The 21,152-nt window shown below is 62.0% G+C and carries 19 protein-coding genes; 6 read left to right on the forward strand and 13 right to left on the reverse strand.

Translation table 11 applies throughout. The features are described from left to right. Positions 1-18 precede the first annotated feature (18 nt). The gene (locus E5720_RS16025) at positions 19-1,599 is read left to right on the forward strand and encodes an FAD-binding oxidoreductase (protein WP_136172744.1); all 1,581 of its coding nucleotides are present in this window, start codon (positions 19-21) and stop codon (positions 1,597-1,599) included. Then, entirely contained in the window at positions 1,596-2,528 is a 933-nt protein-coding gene (locus tag E5720_RS16030; protein WP_247595994.1) for a diacylglycerol kinase, read from the forward strand. The genes E5720_RS16025 and E5720_RS16030 overlap by 4 nt, the downstream gene beginning before the upstream one ends. A 2-nt stretch (positions 2,529-2,530) precedes the next feature. On the opposite strand, the gene E5720_RS16035 is transcribed toward E5720_RS16030, so the two are convergent. Beyond that, entirely contained in the window at positions 2,531-3,481 is a 951-nt protein-coding gene (locus E5720_RS16035) for a hypothetical protein (protein WP_247595995.1), read from the reverse strand. A gap of 131 nt (positions 3,482-3,612) precedes the next feature. Between E5720_RS16035 and E5720_RS16040 the strand changes: the two genes are divergently transcribed. The 3 genes from E5720_RS16040 (at position 3,613) to E5720_RS16050 (ending at position 6,369) form a co-directional block, all read left to right on the forward strand. Continuing rightward, positions 3,613-5,124, forward strand: coding sequence for an acyl-CoA synthetase (locus E5720_RS16040; RefSeq protein ID WP_136171468.1), 1,512 nt, complete (start codon positions 3,613-3,615; stop codon positions 5,122-5,124). A 73-nt stretch (positions 5,125-5,197) separates the two neighbouring features. Further along, the gene (locus E5720_RS16045; protein WP_136171469.1) at positions 5,198-5,659 is read left to right on the forward strand and encodes a hypothetical protein; all 462 of its coding nucleotides are present in this window, start codon (positions 5,198-5,200) and stop codon (positions 5,657-5,659) included. A 245-nt stretch (positions 5,660-5,904) separates the two neighbouring features. Beyond that, positions 5,905-6,369 (forward strand): hypothetical protein, encoded by a 465-nt coding sequence (locus E5720_RS16050; RefSeq protein WP_136171470.1) that lies wholly within the window; start codon positions 5,905-5,907, stop codon positions 6,367-6,369. Between the two features lie 32 nt (positions 6,370-6,401). On the opposite strand, the gene E5720_RS16055 is transcribed toward E5720_RS16050, so the two are convergent. From E5720_RS16055 to E5720_RS16085, 7 genes are all read right to left on the reverse strand, one after another. After that, entirely contained in the window at positions 6,402-7,088 is a 687-nt protein-coding gene (locus E5720_RS16055) for a tellurium resistance protein (RefSeq protein ID WP_136171471.1), read from the reverse strand. A 56-nt stretch (positions 7,089-7,144) separates the two neighbouring features. Beyond that, positions 7,145-8,401: a hypothetical protein gene (locus E5720_RS16060; protein ID WP_136171472.1), complete on the reverse strand. Its 1,257-nt coding sequence runs from the start codon at positions 8,399-8,401 to the stop codon at positions 7,145-7,147. A gap of 337 nt (positions 8,402-8,738) precedes the next feature. Further along, positions 8,739-10,115: an NAD-dependent succinate-semialdehyde dehydrogenase gene (locus tag E5720_RS16065; RefSeq protein WP_136171473.1), complete on the reverse strand. Its 1,377-nt coding sequence runs from the start codon at positions 10,113-10,115 to the stop codon at positions 8,739-8,741. 95 nt (positions 10,116-10,210) lie between these two features. After that, a complete protein-coding gene (locus E5720_RS16070) occupies positions 10,211-11,656 on the reverse strand; it encodes a hypothetical protein (RefSeq protein WP_136171474.1) in 1,446 nt (481 codons plus the stop codon). A 39-nt stretch (positions 11,657-11,695) separates the two neighbouring features. Continuing rightward, a complete protein-coding gene (locus E5720_RS16075) occupies positions 11,696-12,283 on the reverse strand; it encodes a TetR/AcrR family transcriptional regulator (RefSeq protein WP_136171475.1) in 588 nt (195 codons plus the stop codon). After that, positions 12,283-13,515, reverse strand: coding sequence for a cytochrome P450 (locus E5720_RS16080; protein ID WP_136171476.1), 1,233 nt, complete (start codon positions 13,513-13,515; stop codon positions 12,283-12,285). Before E5720_RS16080 ends, E5720_RS16075 begins: the two co-directional genes overlap by 1 nt. A 97-nt stretch (positions 13,516-13,612) precedes the next feature. Further along, positions 13,613-16,024: an ATP-dependent Clp protease ATP-binding subunit gene (locus tag E5720_RS16085; RefSeq protein ID WP_136171477.1), complete on the reverse strand. Its 2,412-nt coding sequence runs from the start codon at positions 16,022-16,024 to the stop codon at positions 13,613-13,615. A 120-nt stretch (positions 16,025-16,144) separates the two neighbouring features. Between E5720_RS16085 and E5720_RS21725 the strand changes: the two genes are divergently transcribed. Further along, positions 16,145-16,477 carry a ribosomal protein L7/L12 gene (locus E5720_RS21725; protein ID WP_168708362.1) on the forward strand — a complete coding sequence of 111 codons (333 nt, stop codon included), beginning with the start codon at positions 16,145-16,147 and terminating at the stop codon, positions 16,475-16,477. A gap of 10 nt (positions 16,478-16,487) precedes the next feature. Here the strand turns inward: E5720_RS21725 and E5720_RS16095 are convergent, their stop codons facing one another. From E5720_RS16095 to ehuC, 5 genes are all read right to left on the reverse strand, one after another. Further along, positions 16,488-17,375, reverse strand: coding sequence for a hypothetical protein (locus E5720_RS16095; RefSeq protein WP_136171478.1), 888 nt, complete (start codon positions 17,373-17,375; stop codon positions 16,488-16,490). Between the two features lie 41 nt (positions 17,376-17,416). Then, entirely contained in the window at positions 17,417-18,889 is a 1,473-nt protein-coding gene (locus tag E5720_RS16100) for a DUF1254 domain-containing protein (protein ID WP_136171479.1), read from the reverse strand. A 108-nt stretch (positions 18,890-18,997) separates the two neighbouring features. After that, positions 18,998-19,759, reverse strand: coding sequence for an ectoine/hydroxyectoine ABC transporter ATP-binding protein EhuA (gene ehuA, locus E5720_RS16105; RefSeq protein WP_136172748.1), 762 nt, complete (start codon positions 19,757-19,759; stop codon positions 18,998-19,000). Positions 19,760-19,772: 13 nt separating this feature from the next. Next, a complete protein-coding gene (gene ehuD / locus E5720_RS16110; RefSeq protein ID WP_136171480.1) occupies positions 19,773-20,417 on the reverse strand; it encodes an ectoine/hydroxyectoine ABC transporter permease subunit EhuD in 645 nt (214 codons plus the stop codon). Then, positions 20,414-21,145 carry an ectoine/hydroxyectoine ABC transporter permease subunit EhuC gene (gene ehuC, locus E5720_RS16115; RefSeq protein ID WP_136171481.1) on the reverse strand — a complete coding sequence of 244 codons (732 nt, stop codon included), beginning with the start codon at positions 21,143-21,145 and terminating at the stop codon, positions 20,414-20,416. The genes ehuD and ehuC overlap by 4 nt, the downstream gene beginning before the upstream one ends. Between the last annotated feature and the right edge of the window lie 7 nt (positions 21,146-21,152).

Genomic DNA, 21,152 nt, shown 5'->3' on the forward strand with positions numbered 1-21,152 from the left:
GGACTGCCGCTACCCCCGATGAAGTGGAATGCATGGGGAAGCGCGAATGCCGCGAAGCCTCTCTCCGCAAACATCAGCAACTTGCTCGAGCAGGTGCTCGGCGTGCACAAGGCAGACGCCAACGGTCCCGGTGTGGAGCAGGTACGGCTACGGTCGACCGCGATCACGGAGAATGATCGCGCGGCACTGGCCGAGATCGTCGGCGAAGAGCACATCAGTACGGCAGACGCCGACCGCCTGTACCGAGCAGGCGGAAAGTCCACCATGGATCTGCTGCGCCGAAAAAGCACCGACGAGCAGGATGCGCCGGACGCGGTGCTCGCGCCTTCCAGTGAGGACGAGATCGCTGCCGTTCTTGCCTATTGCTCGTCCGCGCGGGTGGCGGTCGTTCCCTTCGGCGGAGGAACCAGCGTGGTCGGCGGTCTCGACCCCGAACGAGGACAGTGCAAGGCAGTCGTCTCAGTGGATCTGCGACGCTTCGACGAACTCCATTCGCTCGACGAGGTGTCCGGAGAGGCCGTTCTCGGCGCCGGTGTGACCGGGCCGAACGCCGAGGAGTTGTTGCGGGCCAAGGGCTTTTCGCTGGGGCACTTCCCGCAGAGCTTCGAGTTCGCGACCATCGGGGGATTCGCGGCGACGCGATCCTCCGGTCAGAATTCGGCTGGGTACGGCCGTTTCGACGACATGATTCTAGGTCTTCGGATGGTCACTCCCGCCGGAGTTCTCGATGTCGGCCGTGCGCCTGCGTCGGCGGCGGGTCCTGATCTGCGTCAGTTGATTGTCGGATCCGAGGGCATCTTCGGGATCATTACTCAGGTTCGCGTGCAGGTGCATCGTGTCCCAGATACCACGCGATACGAGGCCTGGAACTTCCCGGATTTTGCAACAGGCGCAGCAGCGTTGCGCGCGGTCGAGCAGACCGACAGCGGACCCACTGTCATCCGACTGTCCGACGAGGCAGAAACAGGCGTCAACCTCGCGACCTCGGACAAGATCGGTGGTGAACAGGTCGCCGGTGGATGTCTGGCAATCACCCTGTTCGAAGGGACCGCCGCGCACTCTGCCAGCCGGCACGCGGAGGCCCGCGACCTGCTCGTGGCTCACGGTGGAACCTCTCTCGGCGAGGACATTGCGCGTGATTGGCAGCACGGCCGGTTCGGGGCACCGTACTTGCGGGATGCACTTCTCGACTCGGGCGCATTGTGCGAGACGCTGGAGACCGCTACTACGTGGTCCAACTTGCTTCACCTCAAAGCCACCGTCACCGAGTCCTTGACCTCCGCACTGAGTGAAACCGGTACCCCCGCCTTGGTTCTGTGCCATATTTCGCACGTGTACCGCACCGGTGCGTCGCTGTACTTCACCGTGGTCGCAGGTCAGCGTGGCGATGCCATCGACCAGTGGAAGACCGTGAAAGCTGCTGTGTCGCAATCGATCGTGAGCAACGGCGGCACCATCACTCATCATCACGCAGTCGGCGCCGACCATCGGGCCTGGATGACCGAGGAAATAGGTGACCTCGGAATCGAGGTGCTGCGCGCGGTGAAGAGAACATTGGACCCTGCAGGCATCCTCAACCCGGGTAAGCTGATCCCGTGACCCGGGACGGTGAACGACGCCAACGCGAAATTCGCCGCATCACGCTCCTGGCCAACCCCGCAGCTGGGCACGGTAATGCGCCGCACGCAGCCAGCCGCGCAGTGACACGGTTTCAGCAGTTGGGGATCGACGTGCGCGCCATCGTCGGAATCGACAGCACACATGCACTGGCCCTGGCGCGTGAGGCACTCGAACTCGGTACCGATGCATTCGTCGTCGTGGGCGGAGACGGAGTCATCTCCATCGCCTTGCAGGTCCTCGCCGGCACCGACGTCCCGCTGGGGATCATTCCAGCCGGAACCGGAAACGACCACGCCCGTGAATACCATTTGCCCACAAATGATCCCGAGGCGGCAGCCGAGATCGTGGCCGATGGCTGGACCGAACATGTCGACCTCGGACGTATCCGCACGCAGGACGGCACCGAACGCTGGTTCGGCACCGTCATGGCGTCCGGTTTCGATTCACTGGTCAGCGATCGCACCAATCGGATGCGCTGGCCACACGGGCGAATGCGCTACAACGTTGCCATCGTCGCCGAGTTCCTGAACTTGAAACCGTTGCCGTTTCGGCTGGTGCTCGACGGCAACGAGGTCCTCGAACTCGACGTGACCCTGGTGGCGGTCGGTAACACCCGCTCTTACGGCGGCGGCATGCTCATCTGTCCCGAAGCCGACCGAACCGACGGACTGCTCGACATCACTGTTGTCGCTTCAGGTTCGCGCATGCGGCTGATTCGATTCTTCCCCAGCGTATTTCGCGGTACTCACGTCGAGCGGGAAGAGGTGAGCACCTACCGAGCCCGATCCATCACTGTCGACTCGCCCGGAATCAACGCCTATGCAGACGGCGAACGCGTCGGCAGGCTTCCCGCCGAAGTCGAGTCGGTGCCACGGGCGTTACATGTCCTCGTGCCCCACAGCAGCTAGAGCTACTCGGCGTCGAGGAGCTGTCGATATGCCTCGGCAACAAGGTCGTTCGCGAGATCGTTGTTGTGATGGTCGGCGTACGGCGAGTCGTGCTGGTTCATGAGGCGGGTGTTGAGGTTGTACGCGAGATCGTCGAACACATCATCTGCGACCCCGAAGTCGACCTCGGCGTCGCCGGACAACAGTGCCCCGATGTCGATCTGCCATGACCACACATCATGGCTCTCGTATTCCCCTCGCGCCGCCGTGACGACATCGTTCGCGAACTCGAGTTGGGTGTCGGAGTAACCGGTCGGAATATCGGTATTGACGGTCATGACCAGCTCGATCGAATCATCGTCGTCGTTGGTGTACTCCGTGACGAACAACGTCTCCAGGCTGCCGCAGTTCAACGTCAGAAGTCGCCGACTGCCTTCGGCTTTCGCAGTCGAGGGCAGCGCGGTGATATTCCAGAGGTAGCGCGCAGTGTTCGCGGGATCGGAGATCGACGCGTTGATGTAGTCGGCGACTATGCTCCGAATATCCTGATACGCAATATGATCGGACAACTCCCAGAAGCGTGACCGAGCTGAGGTGGTCGCACCGGCGGTGATGGTGATTCGCTCACTGCGATCGGACGGAAACGGCGACGGACCGGCAACTGCATCCGACGTCTGCGCCGTCCGTGCTCTGAGCACGGAGGTCCGGGCGAGAAGTTCCTGCAACTCGGCGAGCGCACGTTCGGCATCGTCTGCGGGCCAGGACGCAAACTCGAGAAACTCGATATCGGACCACTCACGACGGTCATCGAGGAACCGTGCAGCGACGTCCAGAGATCGGCCCGCGTAGGCCTCGTTGTTCGCGAAGTGCAGTACGTACAGACCGCTGGTGAATCCTTTCGCTGCGAAGAGGGCTGAGATCGAACCCAATTCCGATACGTCGAAACGGGTGAGATCGAACGAAGGAGAGTTCATGGTTCTGATCTAACTACAGTCCGTGTCCTGGTTGTAGGCCAGATGCCCATCGATGGAGCTGAAGTACCGACGCATCCGGGCCGGCGGTCACAGACCTACTAAATTGCTTGGACGTCCTATAACCTTGCGTGATGAGCACCGGTACGCGCGTCAACACTGTCGATGGCATCTTGCGGCGGTCGGCCGCCCGATTTCCGAACCGCCCAGCCGTAGTCTTCGACGGCCGAAGCCTTACCTACCGTCACCTCGACGAGACCGTCAGTCGGGTGGCCCGGTATCTGCTCTCTTTAGGCCTGGTGAAGGGCGACCGCGTCGCAGCCTACGGGGTCAACTCGGACGCGTATCTCGTCGGTTTCTTGGCGTGTGCAAGGGCGGGACTGATTCACGTCCCGGTGAACTACGCATTGGTGGGGAACGAGCTCGGCTACCTCATTGCTCAGTCGGGGGCGCGCGCCGCACTGGTCGATCCCGAACTCGCCGACGTCTTGCAGTCGGTTCGGCGTGAACACGATATCGATGTCGTTCTTTCCCTTGCGGACTTGGTGGATCTGGCGTTCGACGAGGATGCGTCCGAACTCGACTCCGCTGTCGAATCCGGCGATCTCGCACAGCTTCTCTACACCTCAGGAACGACGTCGAAGCCCAAGGGCGCCATGATGTCTCATGGCGCACTGGTAGCCGAGTACGTGTCCTCGGTAATTGCTCTCGGTCTAGGACGAGACGACAATCCGCTCGTGGTGATGCCGCTCTACCACTCGGCGGGAATGCATGTATTCACGCTGCCGTATCTGTCGGTCGGCGCAACGATACATCTGATGAGCAAGCCCGTCGTGCCGGAAATTCTGCGGAGGATCGAAGCTGATCGGATCGGCTCGTTGTTCTTGGCGCCCACGGTCTGGGTCCCGCTCGCCAATCATCCAGATCTCGAGACCCGTGACCTGTCTTCCTTGACCAAAGCGCAGTACGGGGCGTCGATCATGCCGGTGACGGTCCTCAACCGATTACGCGCGAAGTACCCGAACATCGAGTTCTACAACTGCTTCGGTCAGTCCGAAATCGGGCCGCTGGCAACGGTATTGCAACCTGAGGAGCACGAGGACCGGCCGGCTTCCTGCGGGAGGGCCGTGTTCTTCGTCGAGACTCGTGTCGTCGACGCCGACGGTAACGACGTTCCCGACGGCGAACCTGGTGAGGTGCTGTATCGATCGCCGCAGCTGTGCGACGGCTACTGGGACAACCCGGATGCGACGGCAGATGCATTCCGCGACGGGTGGTTTCATTCCGGGGACCTGGTGACGCGCGACTCGGAGGGCTTCATTACCGTCGTCGATCGCATCAAAGACGTCATCAACACCGGCGGTATCCTCGTCGCGTCGCGTGAAGTCGAGGACGCGATCTATACGCACCCTGCCGTCGCCGAGGTCGCCGTCATCGGGACCCCCGACGACAAGTGGATCGAGGCTGTCACCGCTGTCGTCGTGCTCAAGGACGGCCACGACGCCACCGCCGATGCACTCATCGCCCATGTGAAGGGATTGATCGCGCCGTTCAAGGTTCCCAAGAACGTGGTGTTCGTCGACGAGTTGCCGCGCAACCAAAGTGGCAAGCTCCTCAAGCGTGAACTGAGGTCGCCGGTGAAGTGACGGTCGATTAGTAACGCGACCGACGTGGCAGTCGATATCTCTCCCGATACGAATCGTCTACTTCGGGGGAGCCATGAACAAACGCACAGGTATTACCGGTGGAACTTCGCGAGTTGGCAGGGCCATCGCAATTTCGTTCGCGGCTTTGGCGGTGATGTTCGTGGTGACACCATCTGCGGGGGCCCAGCCGGGTGTCGGTTCGAGCGACTTCTCGTCACCAGTCGTCGGTCTCAATGTTCAAAATACCGGCTATGCGGGCGGCGAAACTCCCTTCGTCTACTCGACACTGGTCGCGCAGACGGATTCCAGCCAGCCAGGTAAGACGCGCTTTCTTCACAACGGCAGCCACTGCGGTTGCACCGTGAACTGGCGCAATCTCGATACCGGGGCCACCGGGTCGTGGACCATGCCGCCGGTGTGGGAAGCGGATGCTTGGAAGCCGACCGGTGTCGGGCGCATCGAAGCGACTGCCCGAATTAATGGCAACTTCAGCCTGACGATCATCACCGGCCGCGGATCCTGGATCGTTCCCTGACTCGGAGAATTCGTAAAGGGGCAGTGGGATAGCTACTTTCGTCCTGCTGTCCACTTCATGCCCGACCCGTACTTCTTGTCCAGTGCGCGTTGATGTTTCACCTCGCCGTCCACATCTGATGAGTAAGCCCGTCGCGCCGGAAATTCTCATCCCCGACGGCAAGTAGATCGAGGCAATGGTTTGTAACGCGACAAATGCGGCGGTCGATATCTCTCCCGACACGAGTCGTCTACTTCGGGGGAGCCATGAACAAACGCACGGGTATTACCGGTGTAACTTCGAAAATCGGCAAGGGCATCGCAATTTCGTTCGCGGCTTTGGCGGTGATGTTCGTGGTGACACCGTCCGCGGGGGCTCAGCCGAGTGTCGGTTCGACGAATTTCTCGTCACCGGTCGTCGGTCTCAATATTAAGAGTGACGGTTATGCGGGCAGCGAAAACCTTTTCGTTTACTCGACACTGGTCGCGCGGACAGATCCCAGCCAGCCGGGTAAAACGCTCTTCCTTCGGAACGGTACCCACTGTGGTTGCACCGTGAACTGGCGCAACCTCGACACCGGCGCCACCGGGTCGTGGTCGATGCCGGTGGGGGTGGCGGAATGGGATCCGTGGAAGCCGACCGGTGTCGGGCGCATCGAAGCGACTGCCCGAATCGATGGCAACTTAAGCCTGACGATCATCACCGGCCGCGGATCCTGGATCGTTCCCTGACTCGGAGAATTGGTAAAGGGGCAGTGGGATAGCTACTTTCGTCCTGCTGCCCACTTCATGCCCCACCCGTACTTCTTGTCCAGGTCCGACTGGCTGCCCTCGATGTACTCGACCTCGCGGGTTACGGTAATACCCTGCTTGGTGTTCTCCAGCAGTGCGATCGAGCAGATGCGGGCGGAGTTGTTGTCGGAGTCGAGCCGAACCTCTACCTGGGGTCCGGTAGTGGGGAAGAGGGTGACGACGCCGTCGACTGCGGCCCAGTTGGGTGCGCCGTCGTAGATCATGGCGAAGATCAGTATCCGCTTGAAATTCTCCGGCCGCGCGAGGTTGATATGCATGTTCTCGCCGCCGGTCACAGTGCCTGAACGGTCGTCGCCATCGAGCGCGATGTAGGGCGCTGTGTCGAGGGAGCCGAAGCTTTTTCCGAGTGCTTGGATAACACCCTTGGTGCCGTCGGCCAGCTCGTACAAGCATCCGAGGTCGAGGTCGACTCCGCCGCTGCCGTACGAGGCGGCAGCGAGCTTGGCGAGGAAACCCTTCTTCTTAGGCTGCGGCGCGGCCGCGCCGCTCGACCAGTTGAGATTTACGCGCATCGCGCCTTGTTTCTCACCGGACTTCGTCAGGCTGATGGTGGGTGCGGCCTTGGACAAGGTCACCTTGCTCAGGCTCACTGCCGCCGCCGGCGGTGTCGTGGGCTTGCGGGTGTAGTCGATGGCCATGGATGAAACCTTTCGCGCTGCGTCGTGCCTGTCCGGTTTGCGTATTTCCATCCAGACTAGTCGCGTATTGGATCATCTTGCGACCGGGAGTGCGCAGGAAACGCCCGCGCTTGTCGTCCGGATCCGACGGTTCGATGGCCGGGACCGTCGACGACGAAGCGCAGCGCGGCCCGCATGGATTCCTCGGCTCGACGCCACGCTTCGGCTTTACGGCGGAGCACCGAATCGGTGTTGCCCACTGCGATGGCATTATCCGCAAGTTGGACCCAGCTGAAGTGCTCGCTCCCACATGCCCGTAGAAGTTCCAGGATGGTGAGTCGATCATGCCCGCAGACCGAGGCCACGTGCCGCGAGTCGGGCGCCTGGCCCGGCAGGTCCGGCAGGTCCGAGTAGATTAGCGCCCTCAGCTCTTCGGGGAGGATCGTCTCATCGTTGGACCGCTGCTGCAGCTGGGCTGCCAGGGCTTCGCCGCACTCGGAGATGAAACGAACGAACATCCCGAGCCCACGCCCGAGGTGCTCCTCGACCAATGGTGAGCAGTCGATTCTCGTAGTCGCGACCACCGTGTCATCGGTGAATCGGAAATTGATATCGGGCCAGGAAAGTGCGAGGCGCTGAGTTCTCGGCACTGCTGCTCGACACTGCGGATCGACGTCGAAAGCAATGAACAGCTCTACGACGGGTTCGGCATCCAACACTCGTAAGTAGGCAGTCCCGCAGTCGAATGGGAAAGCTATGTTTCCGTCGGCATCCTTGGTCGGCTCAGCGAACATGATCGAGTCGAGTATCGCGTCGACCTGTGACGAAAGTCGATCGTAGGGACTCGGCGCATCCCAGCCTTCCAAGGCGGACTCGGTGTCGAAAACTGTGGACGGCGGACTGCCGTCGGCCCAGGCAGCGAGAAGAGATGGATGCCTGACGCCGCGGATCTCGCGCAACAGGGTGGTGATCGCGGCCGATGCAAATTCGGTGTCCTCGGCTGCGGCAAGGACGTACAAGTCGAGTGAGTGGTGCGCGGAGGGGGAGCCGCTGTCGACTCCGTCCCACCCCGCGTGCGCCAACATGATGCGATCTTCAGTCGTCATTACTCGAACGATCGCGTGCTGAATCGTCACGTCGACGCGAACGGACCCATCCATACGTCCGGTGACCGTCAGGAACAGGTCGTTCTCGCTCAACCTGTCGCGTGTGGTCGTGGTGCAGATCGAGAGTGTGTCGCCGCATCGCATCGCGGCAAAGTAGCAACCTAGGCGAACAGTGAATCGGAGCCATGCCGCGTCGAGTCCGGAATCGAACTCGAGTTCCTCGGACACGTGGTACCTCCTTGATCGCACGCGGAACCGTGGATGTAGCTGGTTACCGCCATCGGGAGGTGCCCGATGTGGGTTCGTTCTTGCCTTGCGAATTCACCTTAGTAGTCTGCTCCGACATTGCAGACCGTCGAACTGGTCGAATCATGCGCGACGGCGGCCGGAAAATGCATCGGAAGCGAAAAATCCCGCGCTGCAATCTAATTGGCCATGTCATTCAATCGAATGACATGACTTTCGGGGTTGGTTCGTTTGCGGCGTGTCGAACACTGATGTGTTCCTACCAACGCGAAAAGCCGCGCCGGAAAGGAATTCCGGCGCGGCCCATCAGATCGACTGTTTACTTCTTGGAGACGCGAACGAGCTTCTTGTTCACGAACTCGTCCATGCCCCACGGACCCAGTTCGCGGCCGACGCCGGAGCGCTTGACCCCACCGAACGGTAGGCCGGGGAGCGTGGTGCCGTGCTCGTTGACGAAGGCCATTCCCACGTCGAGTTGGTTTGCCACTGTCCGCGCGTTGTCGAGGTCGGTGCTCCACACCGAGCCACTCAACCCGTATGCGGACGCGTTGGCCAACTCGATCGCTTCCTCGGCATCCTTCACCTTGTAGATCACCCCTGCGGGCCCGAACAGCTCTTCGCTGTACGCGCGCATATCCGGGGTGACATTGGTCAACAGTGTCGGCTCGACGTACGCGCCTGGTCCGTCGACCTTCTTACCGCCGGTGAGCAAGGTGGCTCCCTTGGCGACGGCGTCCTCGATCTGCTCGATGAGTGTGTCTGCGGCCGTCTGCGAGGACAACGGTCCGAGGACAGTGTTCTCATCCAGCGGATCACCTGTGGTAGTTGCGCCGAACGACGCGGTCAGCTTGGTGACGAACTCGTCGAAGTACTGCTCGGTGACGATGAGGCGCTTGGCGGAGTTGCATGCCTGACCGGCATTGGACAGCCGCGCACGCGTTGCCGATTGGACGGTGGCATCCATGTCGTCAGTGTCGAGGAGGATGAACGCATCGGAACCTCCCAGTTCCAGCACGACCTTCTTGAGGTTACGGCCGGCTGTCTCGCCCACCGAAGTGCCGGCGCGCTCGCTACCGGTGAGTGATACGCCCTGGACCCGCGGATCGGCAATCATGTCTGCGATCTGCTCGTTGCTCGCGAAGATGTTGATGTACGCATCTGCGGGCAGACCCGCCTGCTGGAAGATTTCCTCCATGAGCAGAGCCGACTGCGGACAGTTCGGTGCGTGCTTGAGCAGGATCGTGTTACCGAGCATCAGATTCGGGCCGGCGAACCGAGCAACTTGGTAATACGGGAAGTTCCACGGCATGACGCCGATGAGCGCACCGATCGGCTTGCGCTGAAGCACGGACTCCTCGGCCCCGGGGACGTCGAGTTTCTCGTCCTCGAGCAACGTCGGGCCGTTGTCGGCGTAGTACTGGTAGATGGCCGAGGACAACTGAACCTCGCCCTTCGCTTGGGCGAGCGGCTTGCCCATCTCGACGGCAATGCTTCGAGCCAACTCGTCGGATCGTTCGACATAGAGGTCGGCAACTTTGTGCAGGATCTCTGCACGATGCTTCGGCGACGTCTTGCTCCACGTCAGGTAGCCGGAGTGTGCAGCGGCGAGCACTCGCTCGACACCGGCAGTGTCGAGGGTCTCGAATTCCTTCACGGTTGTGCCGTTGGCAGGATTGACAGTTTTGTAGGTTGTCATACCGGCTTCAACAGGATGGGGGTACCTCGTTGTTCCAATTCGATCGCGTCGATTGCCGCACAGCTGGTCGGTGGGGGTGATCGGGTCATGAAGTTTCACAGGGAACGCACCCGGATCAGCCCACTGAGAGTGCCCTGCAGATACTCGCCCCTCGAGGTGATGAGTCCTGACGTCTGCAGTGTGTCGTTCACGACCGAGCCCGGCAACTGCTGAGTGTCCAGCACCGAACCGGTGCTCGGATCGATCACCGTGTACTCGAATCCGTCCAAAGCCGAGGTAGCGGCGGAGGACAGGGGAAGCTCCTGACGGACGACGGTATACAGGTGGCCGTCCGCTGTGGACAGGCGCGGCAAGGCGGCGCTACGCACCTTGTTGTCCCACACTGTGTGGCAGTCGGAGCCGTCGAGGTCGACCCTGGTCATCCCTCCGGTGAAGGGTGCCGTGGCCGGCATCGCGGGGCCGGCGTCCTCGGGCACCCTGGGGTACGGGTATCCATAGGTGCTCGCCACGAATACCGAGTTACCGACGCCGATCGGTGAGTTCTCGCTACCAGGGCCTCCGGTGGTGAGGACGGGTTGCGAGCACACGAGCTCTCCGGTCGAAGCGCGATATACCTGCAGCGCTACCTGAGCGTCGGCATTGTCGACGATGGTCAGGTAGTCGGCTCCGGTGGTCGGGCCGAAGTATGTCGGTGTGGAGCCGGTACCCCAGCTCAGTTGGCCGGGCTTGCGAGCGCTACCGCGATCGTAGGATGCACGCCAATCGATCTTCGGAGCGCCGCCGTCGACGCTGAGCTGGTAGAGCGCGTGGGTGGTGGCGACGGCAATCCCGCTGGTGGAGCTGGAGATGCTGTTTGCCACGTGCTCGCCCGCGGGGAGCTGCAGAGTTCGTATGGTGTCAGCGTCGTCCACGATCCCGATTCGGCCGGCGCCAGTGGCGAACCAGATGTTGCCCTCCCAATCGGGGGCAAGCCCGGTGACGTTGTCGCCGTTGGGGATTGACGCGGTCAAGTCGACGGACTGATCGATGGTCAGCGTCCAGGCGCCCAGCGGCGTCCGGTGGTGCCCCACTCGGACGAGCATGCGGTCACCGCCCACAGCGACGAGTCGATCGGCGTTGTCCAGGAAGGCATATACGCCCCCGAGGAGGCTGCCCTTCGGAAGTGCGAGGTTCGCGACCGAGGCCGCTGCACCGCTGCCGAGCATCGAGGTGTCGATCAGGTGCACGATCGGTGTCTGGTCGAGGATTGCGGTGCACAGAGCGAGCACCATCCCATCGGAACTTTCCAACAGGGTTGGGCAGGCGGCAGCCAACGGCAGTGAGTCCACCGTGAGTGGTCCGCTGGGACCGGCGAGATGCGTTGCGTCGGAGGAGCCGGCATCGCCATGCATCGTGGATGTACCGACGGGCCCGAGGAATGGGTTGGCAGGGGCGAGGGGACCCCAAGTGGTCTGCGCCGAAGCGACACCGCCACCGACGGTGGCTATCAGGACGAAGGTGAGTGCGAAAAGGAACAGAGCCTGCTGGGACTGCCGGTTCACGATTGCTCCCTCGATGCGATGCGATGCGATGCGATGCGGTCAGAACGGTGCCAGCAAGGCCGGCACCACGAACTGTTCGATCATGGCGCGCTCGTCGGCCTCGTCGGCGCCGGGGACGGTGAGCAGCGAAACGATCACCCGAACCAGCCACCGGGCGCGCCGTGAAAGCTCTTGCTGGTCAATGGTTCCGGCGTCGGCGAGCAATTCTGCGCCCAGCACCTCTATAACCTCCGAGGTGTTGGCGATTTCGGAGGCGATGGCTGCATCGCCGAGTCCGAACCAGGCGGCCAGGATCGGTGTCGCGCGTACCTCTCTCAACGCGCCGAGGATTCCCTCGACGACGCGTCGTCGAGGGTCCTCGAGGACCGCGACCTGCTTCCCGAGCCGCTCACCCAACCGTCGAGCTTCACGGTGTACGAACGCCAGGTGCAGTGCCCGACGGTTCTCGAAGTACCGGTACAGCGTTGCCCGCGAACATCCTGCAGCCTTGGCGATCTCGGCCATGCCGGTGCTCGCCACGCCGCGCACCACGAAAAGCTCCGCGGCAGCGTCGAGGATTCGCTCTGCCGCGATCTCGGTGCGCTCATCACGTAGCCAGGATGAGGTCGCTGCATCGGGTCCTGCCATCAGTGGACCGCGAACGGCACGTGGGTGGGCCGCCGCACATAGTTGCCGGGTGCGTACTCCACGGCGTCGATGTCGACGGTGAAGTCCGGATATCTCAGCAGTAGTTCCTCGAGCGCGACGCGGGCCTGCATTCTTGCGGCGGCTGCGCCGAGGCAGTGGTGAGCTCCGTGGCTGAAGGTCAAAATTTGACGTGGGGCACGCAGCACGTCGAACTCCTCCGCATCGGGGCCGTAGGCACGCGAGTCGCGATTTGCGGACCCATAGACCAGTAGTACCTTACGTCCCGCTGGAATAGTGACGCCCTCGATGGTGACGTCGCGCGTGGTGGTGCGGGCCAGTCCTTGCACCGGTGAGGTCAGGCGGAGCAGTTCCTCGATGGCGTCAGGAATGCGAGACGGGTCCTCGAGCAGTAACGCCCGTTGGTCGAGTCGCTGGGTCAGCAATTGGACAGCGCCACCGAGCATCCCGGTCGTGGTGTCGTTGCCGCCGGTAACCATGGTGAAGGCGAACCCGAGGATGGACATCAGCCCGGAGATGTCTCCGTCCGCGCCGACTCCGGCTGCGACCAGATGCGAGATGGTGTCCTCGCCGGTGTTACCCCCGGCCGCTTCGGCGCGACGGCGATTGATCAGGTCGGCGAAGTACCCCATCAGATCTCCCACAGCGGAGGCCTCATGGAGGGTTTTTCCGGTGGCGGTAGCCGTGACGATCGAGTCGGTCCAGCCATCGAATTTGCCACGGTCTTCGGCCGGGACGCCCAGGTAGTGTGCGACGACCATGCTCGGTAGCGGTTTGAACAGTGCCGTGACGATATCTCCGCTGCCGGCCGCGCGGAGTTCCTCCAGGCGCTCGATGACGAACTCGCGGACCTGAGGTTCGACGGAACTGACCTGCCGTGGAGTGAACCCGCGGGCGACGAGGCGCCGAAAGTCGGTGTGCTGCGGCGGGTCCTGCATCACCATCGGCGGGTTGTCGCGCAATCCGATTCGGTCCAGCTCACCGTACTGGGTGGTCAGGCCATCCGCGGAGGAGAAAGTCTCGTGATCGCGGGCGGCGGCGTACACATCGGCATGTCGGGTCAGCACCCAGTAATCGTTGTCGGGTGATTCTGCCGGCACGACCCGGTGGACGGGGTCATGCTCGCGCAGAGCGGCGTACATGTCGAAAGGGTTTCGCCAGGCCTCGCCGGTGGGGGGCACGTACGAGGCCTTCGAAGACATTGTGGTCGTCATGTATCGATAGTGAGACAAAGAGTCATATATGTCAATAGCGACAAACCCGCCGGTGGTCGCGTAGACCGACTACGCGACCACCGGCGGGGGAGTGGAATCAACCTACGGTCAGGGCCAATTCGTCATCGGCTACGTCGACCGACACCGAGCCGCCCTCGGCAAGAACGTCGTCGAGCAGCAGGTCGGCGATACGGTCATCCAGCGAGCGTTGGATCGACCGACGCAACGGACGCGCACCGAACTCGGGTTGATGCCCGTTCGAGGCGAGCCAGTCGACGGCCGCGTCGCTGAACTTGATCTCGATACCCCTGGCCGACAGACGCTCTCGGCTCTCCTGCAGCATCAGATCGGTGATGGTATGCAGCTGCTCGGTGTCGAGCTTGCGGAAGACGACGATTTCGTCGATCCGGTTGAGGAACTCGGGGCGCATTGCTTCCCGTAGCCGCCCCATCACCCGATCTCGAATCGGCTTCTCGTCCTGAGCGCCGGTGGTGAAGCCCAGTCCGCCCGACTTGCTCGAGATGAATTCCGACCCCAAGTTGCTGGTCATGATCACCACAGTGTTGCGGAAGTTGACCGTGCGACCCTGGCCATCGGTCAGACGGCCGTCGTCGAGCACCTGTAGCAACGTGTCGAACACGTCCGGGTGTGCCTTCTCGATCTCGTCGAGAAGAATTACCGAATACGGATTGCGCCGGACCTGCTCGGTGAGCTGCCCAGCCTCGCCGTAGCCGACGTATCCGGGAGGAGCCCCGACGAGTCGGCTCACGGTGTGGCGTTCGCCGAACTCACTCATGTCCAGACGCACCATCTTCTTCTCGTCACCGAACAATGATGCGGCCAATGCCTTTGCCAGCTCGGTCTTTCCGACCCCGGTCGGACCGAGGAACAGAAAGCTGCCGACGGGCCGGTTCGGGTCGCTCATGCCGGTCCGGCTGCGGCGCACCGCACGTGAGATCGACTTGACGGCCTCGTCCTGTCCGACGACGCGCTCGTGCAATTCCGATTCGAGCAACCGCAGCCGTTCCTTCTCCGCCTGCGTCATCTGGCTCGCGGGGATACCCGTCGAACGGGAAACCACGAAGGCGATGTCGGTCGCCGTCACCTCGGGTACGTCCTCGTCGGACTTGGTGCCGTTCAGGCGTCCCTGCAGTTTCACGGCTTCGTCGCGGATCTGCGACGCCAGTTCGTAGTCCTCGTCGGATATCGCCTTACCCTTGTCGACTTCCAAAGCGGCAAGCTGCTTTTCGATCGCTTCCTTGTCGATGCTCGGGGTGCTCAACTGCATGCGCGCACCTGCCTGGTCGATCAGATCGATCGCCTTGTCCGGCAGGAACCGGTCGCCGATGTAGCGATCGGACAATTCGACGGCAGCAGTGATCGCGTCGTCGGTGTAGCGGACGCCGTGGTGTTCTTCGTAGCGGGTCCGTAGGCCGGTCAGGATCGCAACAGCGTCCTCGACGCTCGGTTCGGGAACCGTGACGGGTTGGAATCGGCGTTCGAGAGCCGGATCCTTCTCGATGTGGGTGCGGTATTCATCGAGTGTGGTTGCCCCGACGATGTGTAGCTCACCGCGAGCGAGCTTGGGCTTGAGGATGTTTCCGGCATCCATGGCGCCTTCGGCGCCACCGCCTGCCCCGGCGATCGTGTGGACCTCGTCGATGAAGACGATGAGTTCGTCTTTGTGCGCGACGATTTCGTCTATCACCTTGGTGAGCCGTTCCTCGAAGTCACCGCGGTACCGAGTGCCCGCCACCATGGACGACAGGTCGAGTTGCACGATTCGCTTGCCGCTCAGGCGATCGGGGACGTCACCGTCGACGATGCGTTGTGCAAGCCCTTCGACGACGGCTGTCTTACCGACGCCTGCTTCGCCGACGAGAACAGGATTGTTCTTGGTGCGACGCGAGAGGATCTCGATGGTTTGTTGAATCTCGTCGGAGCGTCCGATGACCGGGTCGATCCCGCCGTCGCGAGCGCGTTGGGTCAGGTCGACGCCGTACTTGTCGAGGGTCGGGGTGTCGGAGTTCGATTCGGAAGCCACCGAGCCACCCTTGAGCGCAGTTTGCAGCCCTTCGGGTGTGATGCCCTCCGAGGCGAGTAGTCGTCCGGCGATCTGCTCGAGGTCGGCTGCGAAGGACACGAAGAGATGCTCGGGGTCGATGTACGTCGAGCCCAGTGTCAGGGCAATGTGATGGGCCTCGAGGATGGCGGTCTTGAGGGTGCTGCTCAATCCGGTGGCGTTGGCGGGTGTTTGAGCGCGCGACTGCGGTAGGCGGAGTTCGACGGCGTCGACGACGGCGTCGGGCTGGGAACCTGCGCGCTGCATCAGGTTCCGGATGGGGTCGTTCTGCGCCATGACGTGCAGAACGTGGAGCGCATCCAACTCAGCGTCGCCGCGACCTGCTGCGAACGTGGCTGCGTCGCCGATGAGGGACTGGGTGGACCTGCTCATCAGACGGCTGATATCGATGCGACGAGGACCTTCTGGTCCAAAGTAAGCCGGCATTGAGTTCCTCCTACAAAGGGTGAGCGTCTTCGACTCAACTAACATGCGTAGGAGTGATTCAATTCCCGAAGGCATTTTTCGCCCGCCCGACCCCGCCTGACCGCTTGCTAAGGTCGACTGGTGTCCAGCCCTCAGCGCAAGGTCCTCAGGCGCATCGTCGTGGCCGTCGTCGCGCTCTGTGCAGCGTTCTTGGCCTTCGACGGGCTGACGAACGGCAACTGGTATGCAGTCGCGTTCGCCGTTTTCGCAGCGGTCATGCTGCTCGACTGGCTCCGGCCGACCTCGGAAGCGGTCGAGCCCGTCGACCCGTCGATGGTGCCCGCGGATGATGTCCTCGCTGCCATCAGCGCGACGGACAGTCGGATCCCGGCCATCAAACTACTCCGCAAGCACCATCCCGGTCTCGGCCTGAAGGACGCGAAAGACCTGGTCGACGATCGACTCGGCCGATGATCGAGCTGCGCTACTTTTCGCGTTTCTTCGTTCCCGGCAGAATCCCGGCGACGATCATCGCTTTGACGTAGGGCCGCACTCGAGAGATCAGCTCCTCGGCATCAGGAACGTTGCGCCAGATGGCCGAGGCCATGGCGTCGGTGCGGGCTTCGATGTGAGCATCGAGTGCAACCCCGTCGTCGGTGAGAGCTTCGTTCTTGTCTGATCGCGTGACCAGACCCCGGGACGCGAGGCGGTCGGCGGCAGCGGACCAATCGTCGTCCGACCATTGCCGGGTGAGCTGAGTGATGCGCTTGCCGAGCACTTTGCGAGCATTCGGGTCAGGGTGGACGGCTTCATGGAAGACCATGGCTTCAGCCGGATCCAGCTCGGCGTCGATGAGCGCTGCGAGATGCCCGTCGCCCCGCCACTCGCGGATGACGGCGATGGCGTGCCAGAGCTCGAGATGCGGCACATCCGGGGCGACCGCCGAGTGCCATGCTGCCGAGAGAGTGCGTCCGGCGAAAACTGCGGTGTCGCCGACATCGTGTAGTCGTTTCGCCAGCTCGACGAGTTCGGCATCGGTGGCCAGCGAACCGAGGGCATCGCCGAGAACTGAGTCGAGCATCGACCACCGTCGATCCGACACCGTCTCCAAACCCGCTGCAACCGCGAGCGGCCACACCCGTTCGATCAGCGCGGGATTGAAGTTGTAGAAGGCCGCCGCAACGACGCTTGCCGTGGTCTCACCCAGCGGTGCCGCCCGCGCGCCGACGTACCAGGCGTGGCCGTCGAGGCCGGTGTCCTCACCGGCCGACTTCAGCTGTGGATTGAAATACGAGGTGAGGTGGTACGGCTCGAACGTCGTGTAGGCGGCGCGGGCGATCGTCGACAGCGAGGTATCGGTGTGGCTGCTCATGGTTTTCGAACCTACCTGTCCGGGAGCGAGTGCGGCACAAATCAAAGGCGCTCGATATCGCTTGGGACCCAGGTCTTGTCGAACCAGGGCTCAAGCGGACCGTACAAACGAAGGATGGCGTACCAGCTCTTGCCGGGCACCGTCTCGATCCAGTTGCCCCAGCGCTCACTCGGTTGCTGGGAACCGAAGGTCAGATCGATCGAGCCGTCGCTGTTGTACGTGAGCTCATCCTTGTTCTTCTCACTGCTCCGGCTCGGAAACGGCTGGCCGGTCTGCAGCTCCGAGCGGGTCTGGGGGTCGTAGACGATCAGCGACCAGAAATCTTTGGCTGGAATGCCCGCCGGAAGGGTGAGCCGGTAGGTGTTGCTCCCGCTCAGGTACTCACCCGATGCATCGTGCTCGGAGATCGCGTATTGAGAACCGACACCGACCATCTCCAGCGCCATCGCCGGCGTATTCAGCGTCGCCTGGTAGAAGAAGAGCGTCCGTGCGTCGAAGTTGCGTCCCCCTCTGCCATCGCCGTCGAGCCACCGATAGTCGCCGCCCACGAAGCCCGTCTTCCACTTCCTATCCGCGTAGTAGTACGCGCGAGGATCCCTCGTCTTGAAGCAGATTGCGCGAGCGGTGGCATTGCCGACCGCAGCGCCGTCGCGAAGTATGCCGCGCATCCGCTCGTCGGGATCGAATGGCAGGTCCTTGTGGATGCCGATCGATGCGAGCAGGCCCCTGGTCTCGGGATCGATCATCTCGATCGGTTCGCGCGTGATCACGGCTGCGAGCTCTTCGTAGAAATCTTTGTCGTTGGCGTGGATCGTGTTGAATGTCTTGCCGGAGATCGAGGTGAACTCCATCTTCGGCTGATCGTCGGCAGTCGACAACGGGTAGATCTTGACCCCGTCCTCGAACATCGCTTTCGCGGCGTCGGTCTTGCCGTCGACCAGAAATCCGCGCAGCGCAAGCAAGTTGACGCCGCTCGGGGACTCGGCCACGAAGTAGCCGTCCGGAATTTCACCGGCGTATCCGGTAGGAACCAGCAGGTAGTTGCCGCCGGCCCCGCGGTCGGGACCGGGCGCACCCATATCCGTCACGAACCGGAACCAGGTGTCGTTGACGGTGCCGGGCCCGCAACCCGGCGGAATCTCGACGACGGTCGGGCCGTCGCGATCGAGATCGAGCATCGCCAACGCGTAGACGGTGTCGGTGTTGCCCGTCAAAAACAGCGGGCTGGAATCCAACAACTGGTCTGCGAGCGCGACTCTGTGGGCCGCAACGCAACCCACTTCGTTCAAACCCCGGCGGAGACCCTCCATCGAGGCCGCCGGAATGCACTGCAAGAACACCTCCACCGCACGGGAAAAGTCGAGATGATCGAACACTTTTGCCGCAGTCTCGTCACTGGGGAAGCCGTCGGCGAACTCGAGAGTCCCGAGCCGCGTCTCGACGCTGTCGGGCGTCATGATCTGGTCAGGGACGGGAGTGTTGTAACCGGCAGGAACTTCCGCGGAGGAATTCATGTTTCGAGGGTAGGCGTGTCGGTGGAACCACCATGGCTGATTGGTCGATTGTTCACTCGGCGTTGATGATTCCCCGACGCGCGCGAGCACATCGAGAGCCCTGCTGCGTCAGTTGGAAAGCACTGCCTTGAGAAATGCCTTTGTTCGCTCCTGCTTCGGGTTCGTGAAGATGTCCTCGGGGGTGCCTTCTTCGAGGATTCTTCCGTTGTCGAAGACGAGCACCCGATCTGCGACGTCACGTGCGAAGCCCATTTCGTGGGTCACGATGAGCATCGTGATGTCCGTTGTTTCGGCGATGGTGCGCAGCACGTCGAGTACGTCGGCGACCAGCTCGGGATCGAGTGCCGAGGTCACCTCGTCGAGGAGCAGAATGTCAGGATCCATCGCGAGTGCACGGGCGATGGCGACGCGCTGTTGCTGACCACCGGACAGCTTGGTGGGATGACTGTTTTCCTTGTCCGCGAGGCCCACTGTTTCGAGAAGTTCGCGGGCCCGGGCGATCGCGTCGGCTTTGCTTTTCCCGAGAACGTGAATCGGTGCTTCGGTGATGTTTTCCAGCACCGTCATGTTGGGGAAAAGATTGAATTGCTGGAACACCATGCCGATCTTGGTGCGCACGGATCGGAGATGCTTTTCGGAGGCGACGACGAGCTTGTCACCTTTGTACTGGTGACTCAGCGGTTGATCCTCGATCCAGATCACGCCTTCGTTGACTTTCTCGATAGTCATGAGCAGGCGAAGGATCGTGGTCTTTCCGGATCCACTGGGACCGATCAGTGCGACGCGCTCGCCACGTGCGACGCGAAAGTCCAAGTGGTCCAACACGACGTGACTGCCGAATTGTTTGACGACCTTGTCGAACGAGATCATGGTCTGCGTGCCGTCAGTAGGCAAGTCTCTTCTCCAGTCTTCTGATGAGGATCGACGTCGGGTAGCTCGCGATCAGGAAGATGACACCGGCCATCGTGATCGGCTCCAAATACTGGAAGGTTCGCGCTCCGTATTGCTGAGCCGCTGTGACCATTTCGACGACGGTGATCGCGAACAAGAACGGCGTGTCCTTGAACATCGAGATTGCGTAATTGCCCAGGGCAGGGATGGTGATGCGAATTGCTTGGGGAAGTACCACGCCGCGCCACGTGCGAGTGGTCGGCAGCGACAACGCACGCGCCGCTTCCCATTGGCCAGGTGGCACTGCATCGATGCCGGCTCGGTAGACCTCGGCCATGTAGGTCGAATAGTGGATGCCCAGCACGGCGATACCGATCTGCAGTGCAGAGAATTGCGGCAGCAGATAGTAAACGAACAGCAGTTGCACCACCAGAGGCGTGAGCCGGATGAATTCCGAGATCATGCGTAGCGGCACCGTCACGAACTTGGGTGCCGCGTGACGTACGACAGCAATCATCAGCCCGAGGACTGCCGCCACGAAAAAGCCGATCACGGTAGCGAGAACCGTGATTTTGAATCCTTCGAGCAGGTAGGGGAGCGAGTCCCATGCTCGTTCCCAACTCCATTCCACGCTCATCGGCCCACCCCCACATTCTCGTTGATGTTCTCCGGCCTCAGGCTCAGCACTTCACGCAGCGAAGGTCCGGTGCCGAGCTTTCCCTTCGCACGCACTTCGAGAACGTTCATCAGCAAGGTCAGGATGTAGGCGATGATGAAGTACAGAACGAGCCCGATTCCGAACGCAAAAAGGGTGTCGCCGGTGCCTCGTCTGAGTTGTTCGATCTGGTACGTGAGATCTTGGAGGAGAACGAAACTCGCGAGAGCACTGCCTTTGAGCAGTTGAATCAGAAGGTTGGTCAGCGGCGGGAGCATCTGTACCCACGCCTGTGGGAAGACAACTCTGCGAAGCCGTTGGGCCGAGGAGAAGTTGAGGGCGAGCGCGGCTTCCCACTGCGGTGCCGGAACGGCTGCGATCGAACCCCGGACGACTTCCGCGCCGTAGGCGCCGTAGTTCAGACCGAGTGCCAGGATCGCACAGAATGTCGCATCCAGCTGGTAGCCGAACAGTGGCAATACGTAGAAGAGCCAGAACAACTGGACCAGAAGCGATGTGCCGCGAAAGAATTCGACGATCACACGTGCGGGAGCTCGAACCGACTTGAGTCGACTGCCTCCGGCAAGTCCGAGAATCAAGGCAAGAACGAAGGCCAATGCCGCCCCGCCGAGCGTCAGGAAAACGGTGGTGGTGATGCCTTCCTGGATTCGTGGCCACGAATCCAGGAAGGTCTCGATGTTGTCTTTCACGATCGAA

It is taken from the genome of Rhodococcus sp. PAMC28707 (genome assembly GCF_004795915.1).
Classification (GTDB): Bacteria; Actinomycetota; Actinomycetes; order Mycobacteriales; family Mycobacteriaceae; genus Rhodococcoides.